Source organism: Aquimarina megaterium XH134 (assembly GCF_000520975.1).
Lineage (GTDB): Bacteria > Bacteroidota > Bacteroidia > Flavobacteriales > Flavobacteriaceae > Aquimarina > Aquimarina megaterium.
On sequence record NZ_JACB01000006.1, the window covers coordinates 273,886 to 291,124 of the forward strand.

12 protein-coding genes are annotated in these 17,239 nt (G+C 34.7%); 5 read left to right on the top strand and 7 right to left on the bottom strand.

Features of this window, described 5'->3' with window-relative positions; all coding sequences use genetic code 11:
• Positions 1 to 150: 150 nt before the first annotated feature.
• Positions 151 to 657 carry a hypothetical protein gene (locus Z053_RS0108130; protein WP_035095463.1) on the bottom strand — a complete coding sequence of 169 codons (507 nt, stop codon included), beginning with the start codon at positions 655 to 657 and terminating at the stop codon, positions 151 to 153.
• A 655-nt stretch (positions 658 to 1,312) separates the two neighbouring features.
• On the opposite strand from Z053_RS0108130, the gene Z053_RS0108135 reads away from it, so the two are divergent.
• Positions 1,313 to 1,711, top strand: a complete 399-nt coding sequence (locus Z053_RS0108135; RefSeq protein ID WP_025664539.1) for a hypothetical protein — start codon at positions 1,313 to 1,315, stop codon at positions 1,709 to 1,711.
• Between the two features lie 66 nt (positions 1,712 to 1,777).
• Here the strand turns inward: Z053_RS0108135 and Z053_RS0108140 are convergent, their stop codons facing one another.
• Both Z053_RS0108140 and Z053_RS0108145 read right to left on the bottom strand, forming a co-directional pair.
• Entirely contained in the window at positions 1,778 to 2,737 is a 960-nt protein-coding gene (locus Z053_RS0108140; RefSeq protein ID WP_025664540.1) for an OmpA/MotB family protein, read from the bottom strand.
• A 172-nt stretch (positions 2,738 to 2,909) separates the two neighbouring features.
• On the bottom strand, positions 2,910 to 3,674 hold the full coding sequence (locus tag Z053_RS0108145) for an exodeoxyribonuclease III (RefSeq protein ID WP_025664541.1): 765 nt from the start codon (positions 3,672 to 3,674) through the stop codon (positions 2,910 to 2,912).
• Positions 3,675 to 3,985: 311 nt separating this feature from the next.
• On the opposite strand from Z053_RS0108145, the gene Z053_RS0108150 reads away from it, so the two are divergent.
• Positions 3,986 to 4,354: a hypothetical protein gene (locus Z053_RS0108150; protein ID WP_025664542.1), complete on the top strand. Its 369-nt coding sequence runs from the start codon at positions 3,986 to 3,988 to the stop codon at positions 4,352 to 4,354.
• Between the two features lie 9 nt (positions 4,355 to 4,363).
• Here Z053_RS0108150 and Z053_RS0108155 read toward each other — a convergent pair whose 3' ends face one another.
• The 3 genes from Z053_RS0108155 to Z053_RS0108165 all read right to left on the bottom strand — a co-directional run bounded on the left by Z053_RS0108155 (position 4,364) and on the right by Z053_RS0108165 (position 10,174).
• A complete protein-coding gene (locus Z053_RS0108155) occupies positions 4,364 to 7,351 on the bottom strand; it encodes a GEVED domain-containing protein (protein ID WP_025664543.1) in 2,988 nt (995 codons plus the stop codon).
• Positions 7,352 to 7,582: 231 nt separating this feature from the next.
• On the bottom strand, positions 7,583 to 9,118 hold the full coding sequence (locus Z053_RS0108160) for a glycine--tRNA ligase (RefSeq protein ID WP_025664544.1): 1,536 nt from the start codon (positions 9,116 to 9,118) through the stop codon (positions 7,583 to 7,585).
• Between the two features lie 174 nt (positions 9,119 to 9,292).
• Positions 9,293 to 10,174, bottom strand: a complete 882-nt coding sequence (locus Z053_RS0108165; protein WP_025664545.1) for a hypothetical protein — start codon at positions 10,172 to 10,174, stop codon at positions 9,293 to 9,295.
• A gap of 73 nt (positions 10,175 to 10,247) precedes the next feature.
• Here Z053_RS0108165 and Z053_RS0108170 point away from each other — a divergent pair, with 73 nt between their 5' ends.
• Positions 10,248 to 10,928: a ComF family protein gene (locus tag Z053_RS0108170; RefSeq protein ID WP_025664546.1), complete on the top strand. Its 681-nt coding sequence runs from the start codon at positions 10,248 to 10,250 to the stop codon at positions 10,926 to 10,928.
• 187 nt (positions 10,929 to 11,115) lie between these two features.
• The gene (locus Z053_RS0108175; protein WP_025664547.1) at positions 11,116 to 12,729 is read left to right on the top strand and encodes an Ig-like domain-containing protein; all 1,614 of its coding nucleotides are present in this window, start codon (positions 11,116 to 11,118) and stop codon (positions 12,727 to 12,729) included.
• Here Z053_RS0108175 and Z053_RS0108180 read toward each other — a convergent pair.
• The gene (locus tag Z053_RS0108180) at positions 12,721 to 13,503 is read right to left on the bottom strand and encodes a nitrilase family protein (RefSeq protein WP_025664548.1); all 783 of its coding nucleotides are present in this window, start codon (positions 13,501 to 13,503) and stop codon (positions 12,721 to 12,723) included. The genes Z053_RS0108175 and Z053_RS0108180 overlap by 9 nt on opposite strands.
• 328 nt (positions 13,504 to 13,831) lie before the next feature.
• Here Z053_RS0108180 and ileS point away from each other — a divergent pair, with 328 nt between their 5' ends.
• Positions 13,832 to 17,236: an isoleucine--tRNA ligase gene (gene ileS / locus Z053_RS0108185; RefSeq protein WP_025664549.1), complete on the top strand. Its 3,405-nt coding sequence runs from the start codon at positions 13,832 to 13,834 to the stop codon at positions 17,234 to 17,236.
• Positions 17,237 to 17,239 lie beyond the last annotated feature (3 nt).

The window sequence follows — 17,239 nt, forward strand, 5'->3', positions numbered from 1 at the left end:
ATCAAATTACTATCCCTGTATTGCCGAACTGCTTATGGTAAAAATTAAGCCTGGAGTAGCAGAACGAGGTTATGCTTTTCGTCAATATATTGAGATAATACCACCTGTGACTCGAATTTACTGGAATATAGAAACAGTTCGTGCTATACCTTATTCACTTTTTTTAGCGATACCGCATTTTCTCCGAACAGTTCTTTCGGCGAGGGCTGCGACATTTCTGGCACGATCCTCAGAGCCTCCACCTTTAATAACCTCATTATATACTGTTTTGTTTTCTATAAGACCACGTAGGATACAGGTAAACCCTGGGCTGTCTTTACCTTTGAAAGGATTCTTTTTTTTGGGTCTTGCAATCAACTCCCCGAACAAGCGATCTTTTAATACTATATCTTTTTGCACTTCTACTACCAACGTATATAGGACATTTTGATCTTCTGGATCCATATCATTTACCTTATCCAAGGCATTGGAATATTCATCATTGGTGAAATTAAAATATGCATAGATATCAAAGTAGTTGTTTTCTCCTTTTGCATCCTCCTGCACCTCTTCTTCACTTTGTATTTCTTCTTCATTTTGGTACTCTTCTTCGCTTTCCTGGCTTACTCCTTTGAACACGGATACTAGTAATATTACAAAAATGGATAGCCTCTTCATTTGTTCTATAGTTTTAAATTAATTTGGGTATAATACCATTTCCAATTTAAATTTACTCAATAAAACCGCGTCTTTTTGTCTAATATTTCAAAATAAAACACAACCGTAGCTCTGCTATGCTTGAATTTTCTTTTTCATCTAAGTCAAAAATCCATCATTTTTCTTATGAGTAAATTTAAATCAGAACTGATATAATAAACGTTTGGCAACGCCCTTTTGTTATCTGTTTTTCTTATTTTTATACTTTTATAACTCATTGTGCATTTTGATAAAATTCTGTCAATTCGAGTGAATTTTACGATTAAAATGAGTAAAATATGTATCGAGAATAAGAATTTTAACCTTTAAATGGGTTCTCGATACAACTTTTTTATCAAAAAGTCACTCGAACTGACATTTTGAAAACTTTTTTAGCTCAAAATGCACAACGGGTTTTTATATAAAAAAACAGTGTGCTTTTTCATTATATGCATAATTAAGGATTTTATTTTTTGTTTACTAAATCCGTGGCACGCTTTTTGGTTTTTATCAAATAAATTACCTATTTTGAGGCAATTTTTAAGGTTATTTTAACAATAAAATAAATTTTATCGCGTTCTGATAACCGGTGTAATTAACCTATAAACTATAATACATTATTTAACACCCAAACATTATGAAAAAATTATTTCTACTTCTATTTGTGCTAGGCGCAGGATTATCAACTCAAGCTCAAGTAACTTGGGAAGAAATGAGCAAAATTTATGATGAGGAATTATATCCTCTCGCAAAAGATGTTTCTGAAATGACAGATAAAGTAATTGCTAATGGCAATGTTGTTTCTATTGTGAAAGATACTGGTACAACTTCTGTTCAGAAGATACAAGATAAGTCTGTACCTGTTAAGTATTTTGACTACTACCTTCTTACTGCTAATGGCAGAAAAATAGGTCCATTAGAAGCTATGCAAGCTCACAAAGTGGTACATAAATTCTTAGACGTACTAAAACGAGTTAAAGAAAATGCATCCCAAGATAATACAAAAGAAATTGAAAACATACTTAATAGTTTATAAGTAAAATAAACTCAAAAAAAGCGACCAAAATGGTCGCTTTTTTTATGTTTTATAATTTCTGTAAACTTAAATATCATTCAACAGTTTAGTGATTTCATCCAATTTTGGAGTTAGGATCACTTCGATTCTTCTGTTTTTACTTTTTCCTGTACTCGTATCATTAGATGCTACAGGAGCAAACTCTCCTCTACCAGCCGCAGTGATGTTTTGTGGGTCAATTTTCTGGTTTTGTAACAAAATATTGACAATTGCAGTAGCTCTCTTGGTAGACAAATCCCAGTTGCCAGATAGTTGTCCGTTACCTGTATAGGGTACGTTATCGGTATGCCCTTCGATCAAAACAGCAATATCGGTATTATCGCCCAATACTTTACCGAGTTGTCTTACTGCTTTTTGTCCTTGTGCTCCTACTGCCCAACTACCAGATTCAAACAGTAGTTTGTTTTCCATAGAGATATAGACTTTGCCATTGCGCTCTTCTACAGTAAGGCCTTTTCCTTCAAAATTTCGCAGTGCTTTGGATATTGCACTTTTAAGTGCCTGCATTTTGGCGTCTTTGGCTGCAATTAACCCTTCTAATTCATCTATTCTCTTAGAACGAGAAGCGAGGTCTCGTTGTAATGCATCCAAACGATTACGTTCTTCGGCCAGCGCTCTTTCTTTTTCCTCCAGTTGTTTTAGCAGTTCTCTGTTTTTCTTACTATTGGCCGCAATCGCTGCCGAACTGTTTTTCTCTAATGCATCATACGAATCTTTTAAGTTTTCATAATTAGCCTGTGCTGCATTATATTTTCCTTGCAAATCATCTCTCTCGGCTTTAACCTTTTGATATTCGGCATCTAATTGTTCTAATGCCTTTCTATTGGCATCGCTTGTTTTTTCTAAAGCTGCTAATTCGTCTTTGGTTTTACGATTTTCTCGCTTCAAACGAGCATACTTGCTTTCTAATTCTTTGTACACTTTAGAAGAAACACAAGAAGTCATAAGAGTACCAACAAGTATAACAGATACTATTCTTTTTATCATTTTATGTTGTTTATGGGGTTGTTCTTTTTTACGTTTCTATTTATATTCAAAAAACTTATTCTCGATACACTGCAACTGAAAGCGCAGCACTTGAATTGACAGTCTTTATTCTATAGACTACTTAGATGTAACAGTATTACATTGAGGTAAAATATCACTATCCTATACGCATCTATACATCTAATTCGACTACAATAGGGCAGTGGTCACTATGTTTGGCTTCTGATAGAATAACGGCTCTTTTTAAATTATCTTGTAAAGGCTGAGATACCATACCATAATCCAAACGCCATCCTTTATTATTCGCTCTGGCATTAGCTCTATAACTCCACCATGAATATTGATGTGGTTCTGTATTAAAATGCCTGAAAGAATCTATAAAACCGCTATCGATAAAATTACCGATCCACTCACGCTCTACTGGTAAAAATCCTGATACATTTTTATTACGCACCGGATCATGAATATCGATTGCTTTATGACATATATTATAATCTCCTAATATCACCAAATTGGGGTGTTCTTTTTTAAGTTCATTAATATAGGTCTGAAAATCTGCCATATATTTTAGCTTATGCTCCAAACGATCTATATTGGTACCACTAGGGAGGTATAAACTCATTACCGATACTCCATTAAAATCAGCTCTTAGATTACGGCCTTCAAAATCCATATAATCAATCCCGGTACCATACTCTACATGATCAGGTTTTGTTTTAGAAAGAATAGCAACACCACTATATCCTTTTTTCTGAGCACTATACCAGTAATTATGTGGATATCCGGCTTCTGAAAACAGATCGAGATCCAACTGTTCTTTATTTGCTTTTATTTCCTGAAGACAAATCACATCTGGGTCGGTTTGTTTCAACCATTCTAAAAACCCCTTGTTTATTGCTGCTCTAATTCCGTTTACGTTATAGGAGACGATTTTCATACTCAAAATACTATTTGGTTTACATAATTCAAACAATGTCGTTTAGTTAAGGGATAAGATTTAAAATTTCTTGTCACACAGAGCCTGTCGAAGTGCTTTCAAATCTGCATTTTCAAATATCTTCGACAGGCTCAGACTGACAACTAAAAGCTTAACTAAACGACATTGATAATTCAAATCTACCAATTATTAAAGAAAATGAAGCGTCATATCGATACATTTTAATCATCAATTATGAATTTAAATTGACGTATAAATCCCATCATATTCTAATAAATTTTTATGATCTTTATAGTAAACAACCACAAATCATGAAAAACATGCTTAAAACCGCCTGCTTACTTCTACTATTTAGTGCATATAATTGTGTTCCCGCCAAAGGGGTAAATTCTGAAAGCGCTGCAACTTCAAAAAATGATATTCAAATCTCGACATCAAAAGAAATGATAGAAAAAGGATTTAGTAAAGGTACTATAGTAAGTAGTAAATCTGAAGGCTGTCCTTATATTCTAAATGTTGAAGAATATAAAGATAACCTGGACCCTATTAATCTTGAAGAATTCTTCAAAACCAAAGTCCCTCAATACGTTTGGGTAAAATTTGGCAGTCTTAGAATGGCTAGTAGATGTACTGATGCCCGCCCTGTTTCTATTACAGAAATCAAGATGCGTAAAGAATAAGTGTATTATTTATTGTACTATAAACTTTGTAGCATCTGCTTTTCTTTTGTTACCAAATCGTGCAAAATAGACTCCTGATCTCGCATAGGACATATCCAGATCGTATACAAATCTACCATTGGCATCTTTTCTCACTATATTAGAAACAATGACTTGTCCCAGAATGTTAAAAATATAAAGTCTCGTTTCGGTTTCTGGGCCAGAGTCTGATTTGGTAATCAAAAATTGGTTATCTGGTTCTGTGATTACAATCAATCCTGTATTTAACTCTTCATTTTCTCCTATCTCTACGGTATAGTCATGAGTTGTTCCAAAATCCATTGAACCACAAGGATTATTAAGGGGAGCTCCACTATTGGTATTAACATCTCCTGCACGAATCCTAAGCAAATGACTTCCTAACACAGCATCAGTAGCAATTGAAACTGTAAAGTCCTGATCGGTATTAGCAGCTTCAATAATCTGATTATCAACCAACAATTCTGATTCTTCAAAAACGATATTGTCATTAAAATCAATCCACATAGATACCCTCTCGGATCCATTATTATCTGCAAATCCAGTTTGCACAGTTAGTGTATAGGTGCCTATAGACCGATTTAAATTGATGGTAAAGTCATTCGTAAAATCCTCATATCCCGTATCACAGGTAATTTGAGCATTAGTAACATTTGCCAATTCGAAAGACTTAATTCCATCTCCAAATCGCGTACAATTTGCTGTTGGTTTACAAAACGCTCTTTCTATTGTTCTGGTAATTGTGTCGTTAGCTGTATTTTCATCTGTAGCCAAAGCCGTTCCTAATTGAAACTCGAAAGTCCCTGTTCCTGTAATATCTACCAGAGTGGTAAATGTATAACTTGCTTCTGTTTGCGGTTGCAGGGTACCCGTAAAAACTTCTTCTACTCTGGCTCCATTATTTAAAGTATAAAAAACCGGAATATTGGTTTGCGCAGCAGAACCAAAATTATATAGCGTAACAACAACGGCCTCTGAAGCAGCTGTAATACCACTATCGAGGGCAGGAGATGTTAATTCTGCCACTCCCACATCAACAGAAAATAAATTATTGAGTGTTACCTCGCTACAATCATTTTCGGGATTGATATCTCCCGCTGCATTAGTTTCTGCTGTTATAGTATATACTCTTTCTGTACTAAGATCTGCATTGGTAGCAAATGAAAAAGAAGCCGTTCCTAACGGCGCTATAGGACCTGCTAATAACTCATTTACTACGGGTCCTCCATTAATAGAATATGTAACCTGGATATTACTTTGAGCTGTAGATCCAAAATTCTTAACGGTTACGGTAATGTTTTCAGAATTGGTAAAAGTGGCATCACCCCCTGGCGTGTCTATACTTACTACTCCTACATCGGTTGTAACCGCGCCAGCCACTTTAAAAACTCCTACAACATTTCTTGAGTTGTCTCCTGTGTTTTCAAAATATTCTGCAATATGCCAAAATGTTTGATCATCTACAGGATCTACGGTAAGTTGCGCATAATCTCCGTATCGTTGTGGATCTCCTTCGCGTTGTATATCGGTTCCTATTTTGATATCTTGTTCTGCTACGGTCATTGTTCCTAATGGGTCACCTGCAAGTCTACCTGTATATCGAATTGAAGCAAAACTATCTGCACTTGCCCCGGTACTTGTTGTACCCATTGTAGTATACCCCATACCAATATTACCATAAATATCCATAGCCATACTTCCACACCAGGCACTTTTACCATCGGGAGAAGTATAGGTTCCTTCCTGAAATACAGTCCAGGGTTGACCATCTCCACTTTGTCGTAATTCGTACCAGCGTATACCTGCTACATCATCTGCATCTGCATCTATATCTACTACATGATTAAGTACTACAGAATTATAATTACAAAACCTCCTATAATTACTGGCAAACATAACTGCACCTTGCAATGCATCGATATTTCGATCGCTACCCGGTTGTGGTAAGTTACCAAAAGATCCACCATCAAAAGTAGAGTCAAATGCTGTTACCGTAAGTTCTTCTGCTTCTGTAATTGTAGATTGACTGGGAGAAACCCAGTCTACATCAATTTTCCATAGTTTTAATATATCCTGATCAACACCTTCCCACTCATCATCCTGAAAATAAATAATTCTGGCATCACCGTCGGGAGGTAATGTTTTTCCTAAAGCATTAAATGATGCCGGACTATAAAACCCACCTATTCTAGCTCCAGGAAGTGGAAATCCTACCATTTTTACATTTTCTTGTGCTGCTCCCTGTAGCATTTTTTCTCTTTCGATTACAAATACGATTTCGCTGGTTTGTACCGAGTTTTGATCTTTATTAGCCGTTACATAATATCCATCAGACCAAATTGAAAATTTTGTGTAATCAGGGAATCCTTCTGTGTTAAATCGATAGGTATACCATCCGTCATTTACAGGATCTGGCCCTTGTCCTACAGCTACCAGGAATCCGTTCGGAGTATTAGAGAATTGAGTGATTACAAATCGATCTGCAAAACTATCATAAAATACAATTGGATCTCCAAGGGTTTCTCCCGGAAATATATTGGCTAATGACGAGGAAGCTACTAACTCATTACCACTTCTATCGTGTATTGCAAAAGCAAAGTTTTTGGCACTTACATAATGATTAGGGCCAACGGCCCCTGTAGGATCCGAAGGAGCTCTATTGCTAGAATTTGCCTCGAATGTAAGAGAAGGAGCTTTACCAGCTCTCTTCACCTGATTGCTCTTTTGTTTGGCAAGTAAAGGATCCATTCCTTTGGGAAGACCTTTTCCCGGAACAATTTTGTTGGCATCTGTTCTTCTAGGATTAATCTTACCTTCTCTTGGTTTACCAGGTAATAATTTTTTTCCTGCCAATGGTTCTATTGCCCTCATATAAGCAGCAGTAGTTACCATACTGGCATTCATGGTTTCTTTCTTTTGTGAAAATCCAATGGTAACAAAAAACAAAAAGGAAACTACTACAATTTTCTTTAATAGCATAAGCAACAATTTATATTAAGACCTGGCTCTTTACTTAGAGACTAAAATACAACTAAACTTCAAAATAAGACAGCCATAAGGCACTTTATCCTAAGTATTGATAAAAAAACGGTTAATTTTAAAAAAAATTATCAATGATTGTCAATGATTATATCTTATCCATATGTTTATTAAAATAAAAAAGCTGCCTCATAATGAGGCAGCTTTTACCAGGGAAAAACTATCCCAAAATTATTTTAACCAATACTCGGCATCTGTTTTTTCAGAAATGATAGCCTTAAGCTCTGTAATCGCCACTCGTTTCTGTTCCATAGTATCTCGATCTCGTATGGTAACTGTATTGTCTTTTATAGTATCGTGATCTATTGTAATACAAAATGGAGTACCATTAGCATCTTGTCTTCTATATCGACGTCCAATAGCATCTTTTTCGTCGTAAATAACATTAAATTTCCATTTTAGGTCATCAACAATCTGTTCTGCAATCTCTGGCAGGCCATCTTTTTTAACCAAAGGAAGTATTGCTGCTTTTACAGGAGCAACAACTGCTGGTAATTTTAATACTACTCTACTCGAACCATCTTCTAATTCTTCATCTTGTAATGCGGTAGAGAATACAGCCAGGAACATTCTATCTAACCCAACCGAAGTTTCAACAACATAAGGAACATAGCTTTCTTTTAACTCGGGATCAAAAAACTGTAATTTCTTACCTGAGTGTTCTTCATGAGCTTTAAGATCAAAATCTGTTCTGGAGTGAATTCCTTCTAATTCTTTAAATCCAAATGGGAAATTAAACTCAATATCGGCTGCAGCATTTGCATAGTGTGCTAGTTTATCATGATCATGAAAACGATAATTCTCTTTACCTAATCCTAGTGATAAATGCCAATGTAATCGGGTTTCTTTCCAGTATTCATACCACTTCATTTCTTCGCCGGGGCGTACAAAGAATTGCATTTCCATTTGTTCAAACTCCCGCATTCTAAAAATAAACTGGCGCGCTACGATCTCATTTCTAAATGCTTTTCCGGTTTGAGCAATCCCAAACGGTATTTTCATTCGTCCTGTTTTCTGAACATTCAGGAAATTCACAAAAATACCCTGAGCGGTCTCTGGTCTTAAGAACAAATCGGTAGCAGACTCTGCAGATGCTCCTAATTTAGTGCCAAACATTAGGTTAAATTGTCGCACTTCTGTCCAGTTTTTAGAACCAGTATCCGGGTCAGCAATTTCTAATTCTTCTATCAGTGCTTTTACATCTGCAAGATCTTCGTTATCCAAAGATTTTGCCATACGCTGTAAAATCTCTTCTTTTTTAGAAAGGTATTTTACCACTCTTGGATTGGTAGATACAAATTGCGCTTCATCAAAATCATCTCCAAAGCGTTTTTTGGCTTTAGCGATTTCTTTTTGAGCTTTTTGATAAAGCTTCTCTGCATAATCCTCGATAAGAACATCGGCTCTATATCTCTTTTTAGAATCTTTATTATCAATAAGTGGATCACTAAAGGCATCTACATGACCCGAAGCTTTCCAGGTTGTAGGATGCATAAATATTGCAGCATCAAGACCAACAATATTCTGGTGCATATTAACCATGCTTTTCCACCAATATTCTCTTATGTTTTTTTTAAGCTCTACTCCATTTTGACCATAATCATATACCGCACTTAATCCATCATAAATTTCACTAGAACCAAAAATATACCCATACTCCTTAGCGTGGGCAATAACCTTTTTAAATTTATCTTCTTGCTTTGCCATTGCGCAAAAATAACTGAATTTAAATGAATTGAAAACGAATCTGATTTTGTTTTTTATAAAATCTTCATCTGCTGCTAATGCAGGGATTACTCATCGAAAGTAATTTCTGACAAAAGTATAAAAAAACCGCCATATTTTAAGCAATATGACGGTTATAATTATATATCTAAAAATTTATTTTAGTTCAAACTGAGTGTTTGAGATCATTTTTGGTCCAGAGAATACATTCACAATATAGTTTCCTTTAACTAATTCTCCTTCTGCCGTATCTACTAACACACAAACATCTAGTGCCTCATTTTCATAGAATACTTTATTAGTCCCACTATAAGTAAGTGTTGCACTATCAAAGTTTACAGCTATTTTATCTCCTATCAAAACATTACTAGGATTAACTACCTGTACATAAAGATTTTTATCTCCTTTTTCGGTTAATTTATTTGGTGCAAGTGTAAAACAAACTCTTACTTTTTCGGCTCTTTTTGCTCTAGTAGTAGTTGATATTTTACCACTGCTACGTACACGTACTCCTTCTGCTTTAATATTTGCTGCCGTAAGTGCCGAACCTCTTTCTACAATATCAGCAAGTTTGCTGTTTTGAGTCTGTAAAGAGTCTGATAAGATTATTCTTTTATTTAATGCAACAGAAGTACTATCTAAATCTGTAGCTAATTGTGTATTTGCAACTGTTAAACTATCTGCAAGCTTAAATAATCTTTCACGTTCTTTCTTAAGTTTACCTACTTCTCTTCTGTAACGAGAGATCAAAGCCAGGTTAGCATCATTATCTTTTACGCTATCCAATAGAACTACGATACGTTCTTTGGCCTTAAGTAAATGATCATCCATTACTTCATTAAGAGCAATAGCATTGTCATACTTTGTTATCAATTCTCCTAATTCACTTTCAATAAGATCCTTTTCTTGTTGCAAAATTGCTTTATTTTGCTTCTCTTCGTTGTAAAACTTATACGTAAATATCCCTAGAATAAGTAACAGTGCTCCTAGAACACCGATAAGGATCTTAAGGGTTAAGTTATTGTTTTGAGTTGTCATAATTAAGATTTATAATTTTTGATGGTTATTTTAATAGCTAAATATAATAATTAATGTTAATCTCCCTAATAAAATGCTAAGAGACTTAGCGTATTTATTCTACCCTATATATTGTGCTGCCTGTGACAGTCCTTTATATACTAATGAAAGGCTACTGTGTACTTCTTGTAGACACGAGCTTCCTTTGGGCAATTTTCATAACGTAAACGCAAAAAAAATTGAAAAAGTATTTTATGGTCGTGTCAAAATTGAAAATGCTACTGCTTTATTTGTATTTCATAAAGATAGCTTAGTACAAAATTTAATTCATAATCTAAAATATCGCGGAAGAGAAGAAATAGGAAAAGAACTGGGTAAATGGCTTGGCCAGGAACTAATTCAAACACCTGAATACCAGCTTATTGATTCTGTAATTCCAGTTCCTTTACACAAAAGAAGATTACGGGAAAGAGGATATAATCAAGTAGGAAAATTCGGAGTCGAAATTGCCAAAAAACTAAATGCCGAATATATTGATTCTGTTTTGAAAAAAATTTCCTACAATAAAAAACAATCCAAACGCGGAAGAATTAGCAGATGGATGAACACTGTTGAAACATTCGGAATTCAAAATGAGTCCTTACTTATAAATAAGCATGTTTTGTTGGTTGATGATATTGTTACGACAGGGGCCACCATAGAATCTTGTGTAAATGCATTAAAATCTATTCCTGGCATCAAAATAAGTGTCGCTACAATGGCTATAACAGAATAATTAGAATAAGGTTTGATATAAAACATATTAGTGAATTTATATTCAAAACCTCGTTATATAAGCGAGTTTGATTCAACAAACTTCTATTTATAAGTCAATTTTAAATTAGCTATTAAATAGACTTTTATTAAGTTTTTTGTTTTTTAAATATAGTTGTTTCTTTGTGTCCTAAAATTATTGCGGAGATATGAGCAAAAGAATACATATGATATTGCTTACCTTGGTATCACTTGTCATCGTGATTAGTTGTGCCAAAAAAGGTTCTATAACCGGTGGTCCTAAAGATGAGACTCCCCCGGTTTTTATAAAAGCTATGCCTCCCAATTTCTCTACAAATTTCGACAAAAAAGAGATCAGAATCTATTTTGATGAATATGTAAAATTAAAAGATCCTCAAAAGCAAATTATCGTTTCTCCTCCTATGGATCCTAAACCAACCATTACTCCTTTGGGAGGAGCTAGTAAGTACATAAAAATTAAATTTCTCGATACCTTATTAGAAAACACAACCTACAGTATTAATTTTGGCGAAAGTGTAGTAGATAATAACGAAGAAAACCCTAATCCCTTTTTTAGGTACGTTTTTTCTACAGGAGATTCTCTTGATTCATTAAGCATAAAAGGTACTGTTGGTGATGCTATTCAAAAAAAGCCAGATTCTTATATTACGATAGCGTTGTACGAAATTGATGAAAACTACTCTGATTCACTAGTATACAACACTGTTCCCAGATATATCACTAATACTTTAGATAGTTTAGCTTTTAGTTTACATAATCTGAAAGAAGGAAAATTTAAGCTCATTGCGTTAAAAGATATTTCTAATAACTATACCTATGAGCCTAAACAGGATAAAATAGGATTTTATGAAGAGATAATATCACTTCCTGAAGATACTGCCAAAGTTTTTAACCTTAACATATTTAAAGAAGTTTTGGATTTTAAGGCACTAAACCCTAAACAGGTCTCGAAAAACAAGTTTATTTTTCCATATGAAGGTGAAGTAGACAGTATGAAAGTCAAGTTGCTAAGTGAAGCACCAGATACATTTGAAACTCGAATCTTTCCTGATAAAGACAAAGACACATTACATTACTGGTTTAGACCATTTTTTGAAGCCGATTCATTAATATTTGAAGTAACTAATGTCAAAAAATATCGAGACACTGTCCTTACCCGGTTTAAAGATCAGTATAAAGATTCTCTTGTAGTATCCTCAGATATCGGAGCTACACTTCCACTTAATAAGGATTTTGTTTTTACCGCAAATACTGCTTTGGATAGCATTAATGAGCAATTAATCTCTCTAACCGATAAGGATACACTCGAAGTTCCTTTTTCTATCAAATTAAATACTGCAAAAAATGAAGCGCAACTAGCTTTTGAAAAAGCCGAGAGTAATGCCTACACTTTACAGTTCTTACCAAATGCTATTAAAGATTTCACTGGCAACGTTAATGACACTATAAAAATCAATTTCAGAACAAAGAAATTAACAGATTATGGAACTATTTTCTTAACACTTCAGAAAGTAGAAGCTTATCCGATTTTGGTTCAAGTCACTAATGAACAAGAAGAAGTGATTTCAGAAAAAGTTGTGCAACGTCAGGAAACTTTGGTTTTCGATTACCTCGACCCGTCTAAATATTATATTAGAATCGTTTTTGACAGTAATAATAATGGCAAATGGGACAGCGGTAATTTTTTAAAAGGGATACAACCCGAAGAAATCCGTTACTTTGCAGAACCCATTGATGTTAGAGCAAATTGGGAAATAAAGCAAACCTTTACATTAGATTAATTTAAAATCATCTTTATCGTCGAGAAAAGGCAATTTATTTCTTATTTTTTTGACATGAGAAATGCTTAATGTTGCATACAAAATGGCTTCTCTCTCGATAGGGTTTTCTTCTAAAACCGAATTTCCCAAAACATCATATACTCCAGAATGACCATTGTATTCATATCCTTTACCATCTAGACCTACGCGATTTACCCCGATACAATAACACATATTTTCGATAGCTCTGGCTTTTAGCAATGCATCCCATGCATCAATACGAGGTTTTGGCCAACTGGCTACATACAATAATACATCATATCCCGAAGTATTCCTCGCCCATACCGGAAACCTGAGATCATAACAAATTAGTGGTTTAATTTTCCAACCTTTATATTCTATAATTACATCTTTTTGCCCTGCAGTAAAAACGTCCTGTTCTTTAGCTAGTGTAAATAACTGGTGTTTATCATACACCTCACAGGCCCCATCAGGAAGCATAAAAACCAATCGATTATAATAGTTCCCTTTTTCTTCAACAACATAACTTCCTACAATTGCACAATCTTTCTCTTTAGACATTTCCTCAAGCCATCGCAATGTATCTCCGCTCATGGTTTCTGCTATTTCAGCAGCATTCATTGTAAACCCTGTAGTAAACATTTCGGGTAAGATAATTAGATCTACTTCCTGGGATATCGAATTTATTTTTTGAGTAAAAGCTGCACGATTCTGTACTGGGTTCTCCCATGCCAGATGAGATTGGATTAATGCGATATCGAGAGTTTCTTTCATCTATTTATACTGTATTTAGAGATCAGACCTGTACTGAATAGATCTGTATAAAATCACAAGGAGTTATTTCATCGCCTAAAAATACTAAAATCTAATCGCTGGCAAATGATTTTAAAAAGAGATCTCATTATTCGGCATTATATAATTGTTTATTTCAAAATAAATTTCAGTAGTATTGGATGTATTTTCGATAAAATTCAATGAAAAATTGAATTCTTTGTTAAAAAATCATATTTACCTAACAATTATTTCATATCACATTCCAAATTCCCCCTTCTTTTTTCCAGAAAATCCTTATTTTCGCACACTTAATAGAAAGAACGATCAAATGAGCACGAAGTTTCCTGAATATAAAGGACTTGACTTACCTAAAGTAGCCGACGAAATACTGGATTTCTGGCAACAGAATACCATATTTGAAAAAAGTATTAGTGAACGAGATGGAGCAAAACCGTTTATCTTTTTTGAAGGCCCTCCTTCTGCAAATGGGCTACCTGGAATTCATCATGTAATGGCTCGTGCAATTAAAGATATTTTTTGTCGATATAAAACACAAAAAGGATATCAGGTACAACGTAAAGCCGGGTGGGATACACACGGACTTCCGATAGAACTTGGTGTAGAAAAAGAATTAGGAATTACCAAAGAAGATATTGGTAAAAAAATCACTGTAGAAGAGTATAACGAAGCTTGTAAAAAAGCCGTAATGCGTTATACCGATATCTGGAATGATCTTACACAAAAAATAGGGTATTGGGTAGATATGAGCGATCCATACATCACCTATAAGTCTAAATATATGGAAAGTGTATGGTGGTTGCTTTCTCAGATCTATAAAAAAGGATTATTATACAAAGGATATACCATACAACCGTACTCTCCCAAAGCGGGTACAGGACTAAGCTCACACGAACTTAATCAACCAGGTACATATCAAGATGTTACCGACACCACAGTTGTAGCTCAATTTAAAGCTAAAAAAGAAACATTACCCTCATTTTTGCAGGAAATAGAAGAAGCTATTTACTTTTTGGCCTGGACGACAACTCCATGGACTCTTCCTTCGAATACAGCATTAACAGTAGGTCCTAAAATTGATTATGTTGTTGTAAAAACATTTAATCAATATACTTTTGAGCCGATTCATGTTGTTCTTGCAAAAAACTTGGTAGGAAAGCAATTTGCTGGCAAATTTGTGCAGGCAGAAACTAAAGAAGAGCTTATCGCTTTTAAAGAAGGAGACAAAAAAATTCCTTATTTCATCTTAAAAGAATGTAAAGGAGCTGATCTGGTCGATATTCGATATGAGCAACTTATAGATTATGTGCAACCTTACCATAACCCAGAAAATGCTTTTAGAATCATTGCAGGTGATTTTGTAACTACCGAAGACGGAACCGGGATAGTACATACTTCGCCAACTTTTGGTGCAGATGATGCATTGGTCGCTAAACAAGCAAAGCCAGAAGTACCTGCATTATTGGTAATGGATGAAAATGATAATCTTGTACCTACTGTAGATTTACAAGGACGATTTATCCCGCAAATGGGTGATTTGGGTGGTAAATATGTTAAAAATGAATATTATGATGATGGTGAAGCTCCAGAGAAATCTGTAGATGTAGAAATAGCCATTAAATTAAAAATAGAAAATAAAGCTTTTAAAGTCGAAAAATATGTACACAGTTATCCAAATTGCTGGCGTACCGATAAACCTGTCTTATATTATCCTTTGGACTCGTGGTTTATCAAAGTAACCGATTTTAAAGATCGTATGCATGAGCTTAATTTGGGTATTAACTGGAAACCTAAAGCAACTGGTGAAGGTCGTTTTGGGAACTGGTTAGCTAATGCTAATGATTGGAATTTATCTCGATCTAGATTCTGGGGAGTTCCATTACCGATCTGGAGAACAGAAGATGGTAAAGAAGAACTTATCATTGGCTCTGTCGAAGAATTAAAAGCCGAAATGACCAAGGCTGTTGATGCAGGAGTACTCGATAAAGATATATTCTCAGATTTTGTTGTTGGTGATATGAGTGAAGAGAATTATGACAAAATTGATCTTCATAAAAATGTAGTAGACAAAATTACCCTGGTATCTTCTTCAGGAAAACCAATGAAACGTGAGAGCGATCTTATCGATGTATGGTTTGACTCTGGATCAATGCCTTATGCACAATGGCATTATCCTTTTGAGAATAAAGAAAAGGTAGAAACAGGAGGAAGGAAAGCCGATTTTATAGCCGAAGGAGTAGATCAAACTCGTGGATGGTTCTATACGCTACATGCTATAGGAACTATGATTTTTGATGATGTTGCCTATAAAAATGTAGTATCTAATGGCCTTGTATTAGATAAAAACGGCCAGAAAATGTCTAAAAGACTTGGTAATGCAGCTGATCCTTTCGAGACGTTAAAAACTTTTGGACCAGACGCTACCCGATGGTATATGATTAGTAATGCCAATCCCTGGGATAACTTGAAATTTGATTCTGAAGGAATTGCAGAGGTTCGACGTAAGTTTTTCGGTACACTATATAATACGTATTCATTCTTTACTTTATATGCTAATATCGACAATTTCACTTATGCCGAAGCAGATATTCCATTAGCAGAACGTCCCGAGATTGATCGTTGGATTCTAAGTGAACTACATACCTTGATCAAAAATGTAGATACCTGTTATAATGATTACGAACCTACCAAGGCAACCAGAGCAATCTCTGATTTTGTTCAGGAAAATCTAAGTAACTGGTTTGTACGCCTAAGCAGAAGAAGGTACTGGAAAGGCGATTATCAAAAAGATAAAGTTTCTGCTTATCAAACATTATATACCTGTATGCTAACGATTGCTAAATTAGGAGCACCGGTAGCACCATTTTTTATGGATCGATTATATAAAGATTTGGTAACAGGAACCAAAAAAGAAGCTTTTGAAAGTGTTCATTTGGCACATTTTCCTGAGTATAATCAGGATTTTGTAGATACATCCTTAGAACACAAGATGCAAAAAGCCCAGACCATATCTTCTTTGACACTTTCTCTTCGCCAAAAAGAAAAAATCAAAGTTCGACAGCCATTACAGCGAATTATGATTCCTGTGTTAAATGAAGCCGAAAAGAATGAAATCAATGACATTGCGGGTCTTATAAAAAGCGAAGTTAATGTTAAAGAAATAGAGCTTATAGATGACGCATCAGGTATTCTGGTAAAACAAATTAAACCTAATTTTAAAACATTAGGCCCTCGTTTTGGTAAAGATATGAAGCTGATTGCCAACAAGATACAGTCTTTCGGTCAAGAAACTATAAAAATTCTTGAACAAACAGGGCATTTTGATGTAGAAATTAATGATAAAATTATTACATTAGGTACCGATGATGTAGAGATAAGCTCTCAGGATATTGAAGGTTGGTTAGTCGCAAATTCTGGAGCTTTGACTGTAGCATTGGATGTAACTATAAGTCCTGAGCTTAAAAAAGAAGGAATCGCCAGAGAACTTATAAATCGTATTCAAAACATTCGTAAAGATAGCGGTCTTGAGGTGACTGATAAGATAAAAATTGTTTTTCAGGAAAATGAAATCATTCAAGAAGCTATCGCCACTAATGAGAGTTATATTAAAAATGAAACCTTAACCGAGACAATTGAATTTGCATCAGATGTAATAAATGGTACAGAAATTGCGTTTGACGACATTGCAACCCAATTGATAATAAAAAAACATTAAGAA